The following is a 5276-nucleotide window of genomic DNA, read 5'->3' on the forward strand; positions in this document are numbered from 1 at the left end:
GGGAATCGTAGAGGCGTGTAAGTCGTGCTGTCCGCCGGCCACGCCGTGGTCCCCCACAGCGTGGCGCGCGAGCGCCAGGCCGTCGTTCCCGTCTCGTCGAGGAGTTCCGTCGGTGTGCCGACGAGGTCGGTGACGATCGCGAAGAAGCGTCGGTCGATTTCGCGTTGGGGGGCGTCTGCTGCTGAGATGCGTTCCGTTTGGGCGACGGGGTGGAGGCCGTCGTGGTCCCAGGTGAGGGTGACGGGGTTCGGTAGTTCGTTGGATGTGGTGGTTTGTTCGGCCAGAGTCGGGCCGTCCCAGGTGAAGTCCACCTGTTCCGCGATGTCGCCCGCCGGCGTCAGACGTTGCTTGGCCGTGCGGCGGCCGAAGGGGTCGTAGAGGTAGCGCCACTTGGTGCCGTCGGGCGTGACAACCTCGGTCAGGCGGTCCTCCGCGTCCCAGGTATAGCGCCACGTCTCCGGCTTCCGCGACAGGCGGGTCTTCTGGCGGAGGACCACGCGGCCTTGGGCGTCGTGTTCGTAGCGGATCCGGCCCGCCTGGGATATTCGGGTACCGGTGTAGGTGCGGGGGCCGTGGGCCTCCGCGCCTGGGTGGTCCGTGGGCCAGGAAGCCTGCGTCTGGTTGCCCGCTTCGTCATAGGCGTAGCGTTCCGTCCAGCCCTGGGCGTGGACGGCGGTGACGCGGCCCGCCGCGTCCAGGTCGAAGGTTCGGCGACCCGTCGCCGAGTCGGTGATGCCGGTGAGACTGCCGTCCTGGCGGTAGGTGAACACCCGGTGCTGGAGCGGGTCGGGTGCGACGGACGTCGAGAGCGTCTGCGCGGTGAGGCGACCCGTCGCGTCCCAGGTGTGTGCGAGGGTGAGTCCTTGGCCGAAGCGGCGGGCCACCTCGCGGCCCGCCGCGTCGTGCTCCATGGCGAAAGCGTGTCCGGAGGCGGTCAGGCCGGTCTGTCGGCCCGCCGCGTCGTACGTCCACGTCGTCACCGCACCCCCCGGCGTCACCCGCCGAGTGCGTCGGCCCAGCTTGTCGTAGGTGTACGACAGGGTCCGGCCGTTCGCCGTCTCGGACTTGACCCGGCCCAGGCGGTCTCGGGAGTAGACCAGCGTCACATCCGGGCCAGCTGCCTCCACGAGGTGGCCCGCCGCGTCATGCGCATACGTGGTGATTTTCCCCGCCGCGTCCTTCCCGGTGATCCGGCCCACGGGGTCGTAGTGGTAGCCGATGGTCTGGCCGAGGCCGTTCGTCCGCTCGGTCAGCCGTCCTGCCGCGTCGTGCGCGTAGGTGAGCGTGCGGCCGTCGAAGTCCGTCTCCGACGTCAGACGTCCCGCCGGGTCGTAGGCATAGGACCATGTCAGGCCCTGGGGGTTGGTGACGGTGTGGAGTCTGAGTTCGGTGTCGTGGGTGAAGGTGTGGCGGACGCCGTCGGGGGTGGTGCGGGCGGTCAGGAGGTCGAAGTGGGTGTATTCGTTGCGCGTCACTCCGCCCAGGGCATCCGTGTGCGTGACGCAGTTGCCCTCGCCGTCGTACGTCCAGGTCTCCTGCGCGCCGTCCGGGTCCGTGCGGCGGGCGAGCAGGCCCTCCGTCGTCCAGGCGAGGCGGGTCACGGCTCCCAGCGGGTCGGTGATGGCGGTGGTGCGGCCGAAGGCGTCCCGCTCGTAGCGGGTCGTTCCCCCGAGGGGGTCCGTCACCTCCGACGGCAGGCCCGCCGCGTCGCACCGCAGCCGTGTGACGTGCCCGAGGGGGTCGGTGACCGTCGTCAGGTGGCCCGCCTCGTCGTAGGCGTACCGGGTCGTGGCGCCGGAAGGGTCGGTCACCGAGACGCGGTTGCCCGCCGCGTCGTAGGTCTGCCGCCAGGTCGCGCCGCCGGGTTCGGTGATCTCCTCGGGAAGCCCCAGGGCGTTGTAGCGCGCGGTGCTCTCGCTGCCGTCCGGACGGAGCACCGAGAGCAGATCGCCCGCCTCGTTGTAGGAGAAGGCCGTGGTGTGGCCGAGCGGGTCCGTGTGGGAGAGGAGACGGTCCCGGGTATCCCAGGTGAAGAGCGTCGTCGCGCCCGTGGGGTCCGTCTCGGCCACCAGCCGTGACCGTTGGTCGAAGACGTGGCGGCTGGTGTGGCCCAGGGCGCTGGTGAGGGTGGTGACGCGCAGCCCGGTCTCCGGATCGGGGTCGCCGTACTCCAGCGTGCACCGCAGGTGGCCCGCCTCGCCGGTCTCGTACACGCAGCGGTCGCGGTCGTCGTACTCGTACCGGTACGAGCGGTCGTTGCGGTCCGTCCAGGACGTGGGGCGGCGGCGGTCGTCGTAGGTGAAGCGCAAGGGGAGGCCGGAGGAGTTGACGACCTCCGTCAGGTTCCCGTCCGCGTAGGCGTAGCGCATCAGTTCCACGTCGCCCAGGTGCAGGGCTGTGACCCGGCTGCCGTGCGTGGTGATGCGGATGTGGTAACCGGCGTGGTGCGTGATGCCGGTGGGGACGCCTTCGGCCGAGTAGTCGAAGGTGATCCAGTGACCGTTGCGGTCCGTGATCTGGTCCAGCAGGGCTATCTCGTGCCGGTCGTCGCCGCACGGGACCGGGGCGGTGAAGTGCCACGTGCGGTTCCCACGCGCGTCCGTGACGGTGTAGCCGCCCTCCTCCGTTGACTCCAGGGGCCAACGAGGGCCGTGCGAGGGGAGGGTGGGGACGCCGGGGGCCGGGTGGGGGTAGGAGAGGATCATGCCGTCCTCGCGGACGAACACCACTCCCTTCGCGTCGATCTCCAGCCGCTGGTCGACCGTGCTCGACCAGGACGGGCCGAACCAGTGGCCGGCGCGGTAGTTCGAGCCCACTCTCCGGGTGAAGGTCAGGGGAAGGGCGCCGGGGAGGCTGACGTCGCTCTGGGCGAGGAACATGTGGCCCGAGGCGAGGTCGACCGGGTCGGTCCCGCCGCAGTCGCGCTCGCCGTCCTTCTTCGCCCCGCCATGCGGATCGGCTTCGTGCTGTCCGCGAGCCGCGCCCGCTTCCCGTTCGGCGTCCTTGCCAAGACCCCTCAGCCCCCGGGCGCCGGCCTCCTCCAGGCCGTGCTCGGCCACGTTCACCGCCGTGCGCCGGGCCGCCGTCGCGCCGACGCTGCTCCCTCCGCTGGCCATGGCGGTCAGGGCGTCGAAGCCCAGCCGCCCGGCGGCTTCGGAGGCATCCTTGCCCCAGCCGGTTCCCAGCACAGCACCGGGTATCTGGCCGGGATGGTTGGCCAGGGTCATGATCCCGGCCCCCATGTTGGTCATATGGGTCAGATACTGCCCCGGGTGCGTGATGTTGTACGGGTCGATGGGCGCCACCGTCCGGACGAACTTCACCGCACCCGCCGCGCCCTTGGTCATACCGCCGGCGAAATGCGTCAACTCGACGCCGGCGGCCGACTCGAAGTCACCCAGGTTCATTTCCATGCGGTCGCTGAACGCCGGCTTCTTCGGGGCATGGGCCAAGGCCCCCTTGACCGCCGCCGCCGCGGCCTGCGCCGCGTGGTCGCGCTGGGTACGGGCGTTGGTCAGCACCTCCTGCGCGTGCTGCATCTTCTCCGCGCCGACGTTCGGGCAGGAACCGGGCGGCGTCGGACGCGTTCCCGGGTCCTTGCCGTCGTCCAGCTTCGCGTTGTATTCCTTCGCCGCCTTATCGAAGGCCTCGACCTGCGCCTTGTAGGCGTCGAACGCCTCCTTCTGCTCCTTCTTGCCCTCCTTGTAGAGGGCGATGGCCTCCTTCGCCTTGCCCTGGGCCCAGGTGACCGTCTCCGCATACCGGGTCAGCGCCTTGGCCGCGTCCTCGCACGCCTTCGCCGCGTGCCCCCACTGCGGAGGGTGCATGGCGAACTTCTCACGGAAGGCGTCCGCGCCCTTTCCCTTCCAGTGCTCGGAATCCAGCCGGGACATGCCGTCGCGGACCCGCCCGAACGCCGCCGCGAAATCCGACAAGTGGGACGCAGACGAGCGGATCTTCCCCGGTTTCCCGTGAATCAGCTCATTGGCCTCCTCGGTCTCCCCGAGCTGCTGTTCACTGACATGAGCACCCATGCGGGAGGCGAAATTGTCACCGAAGTCGTCCACGCCATCGGCCAAGCCGTGCATCCCCACCGCATCAAGCCCGTCACCGACCTCGTGGGAGACGTATCTGACGCCCCTGCCGACCTGCTTCTTGCCCTCGTTCCACACCCCCTCGGCCTTGTCGCCGACCTTGTCAACCTGCTTCTTGAGCCCGTGGCCGAGGTCACCCAGAAAACTCATCCGTGCTCCCCCGCACCGGCCACGCCCTTCGCGGCATCTTGCGCGGCCTTCAGAGCATGGAGCCTGGTGTCGATATGGTCCTTCGCGACGTCCTTCCCGGTGCGCACCGCGTTGTCGAAGGCATCCTCGAAAGACTTCTTGCTGTAGTCCACGTGGGCGAAGTTCCCGTGCTCCCGTAGCTCGTCCATCGACATCTTCTCGACCTGCTCGTCGGAGAGCGTCGGATCCGTACCGAACGCGGCCACCCCGACCTTGAGCGTCCTCTTGGCGTACTGGTCCTCTTCGTAATAAGAGCCGGCGGCCAGCCCCACCCGGCGGGCGAACTGGTTCCCATCGCGGACCAACGACCGCACGCCCCACTCCCAGCGCTCACAAAAAGTCTTCAACGCACCCGTCAGGCCGTCATGACCCGTTTCCATACCGGTCATCTGCAAGTCGGAGAAACCCCGGCCCGCCGCCGACTCCCCGGCCATCCCAAGTTCCTTCAACTCGGCGAGAGCGGCCGTCAGACCCTGGGCTATCTGCCCCAGCGCCTCACGGTCCGCCGCCAGATCAGCTCCGCCGCCGCTCATCCCTCTCCTCCCCCTGCGGCGACCGTCGCCACCGCCACCGCGTCCGGCACGACACCCGCCACAGGCGGCAGGAAGAAAGGCGTGTCACCACCCACGTCCAAAGCCACTCCGGTCGGCTCCCCGACCGCCGGGATCACCACGTCCAGCAGACGCGCGCCCAAGGACGTGACGTAATCCACGACCGCCTCACCAGGCCGGACCGCCACCCCGCACGCCTCGGCCCGAGCCATCACGAACCGCGCCAACGCCGCCTCATCACAGAACGCGTGGATCCACCCCACACCCCCGTACGACGCCGTCCACAATCCGCCACGCTCATCAAGCGGTACGACGACCGCCGCCCGCCGGAAGGCCCCCACGACCTCCGCCGGCTCAACTTCACCCACATACAACGCCGTTAATTCTTCACGCAATGTCAGCACACCGGTTCCTCCTGACGCAGGACAATACCGTGCGCTCT

Annotated in this window: 3 protein-coding genes; all 3 read right to left on the minus strand. The window is 69.3% G+C overall.

Going from position 1 to position 5276, the window contains the following annotated elements:
• On the minus strand, positions 1-4244 hold a 4244-nt coding region (locus tag ACH4PU_RS36085; RefSeq protein ID WP_398282288.1), incomplete at its 3' end, for a putative T7SS-secreted protein.
• The gene (locus ACH4PU_RS36090) at positions 4241-4816 is read right to left on the minus strand and encodes a hypothetical protein (RefSeq protein WP_398282291.1); all 576 of its coding nucleotides are present in this window, start codon (positions 4814-4816) and stop codon (positions 4241-4243) included. The genes ACH4PU_RS36085 and ACH4PU_RS36090, both read right to left, overlap by 4 nt.
• A partial coding sequence (locus tag ACH4PU_RS36095; protein ID WP_398282294.1) for a hypothetical protein occupies positions 4813-5276 on the minus strand: 464 nt, incomplete at its 5' end. The genes ACH4PU_RS36090 and ACH4PU_RS36095, both read right to left, overlap by 4 nt.

Source organism: Streptomyces sp. NPDC021100 (assembly GCF_044333095.1).
Taxonomy (GTDB): domain Bacteria; phylum Actinomycetota; class Actinomycetes; order Streptomycetales; family Streptomycetaceae; genus Streptomyces.

Excerpts from the sequence above, each read along its gene's own strand:
- ACH4PU_RS36090 (WP_398282291.1), bottom strand. The coding sequence starts at position 4,816 with ATGAGCGGCGGCGGAGCTGATCTGGCGGCGGACCGTGAGGCGCTGGGG.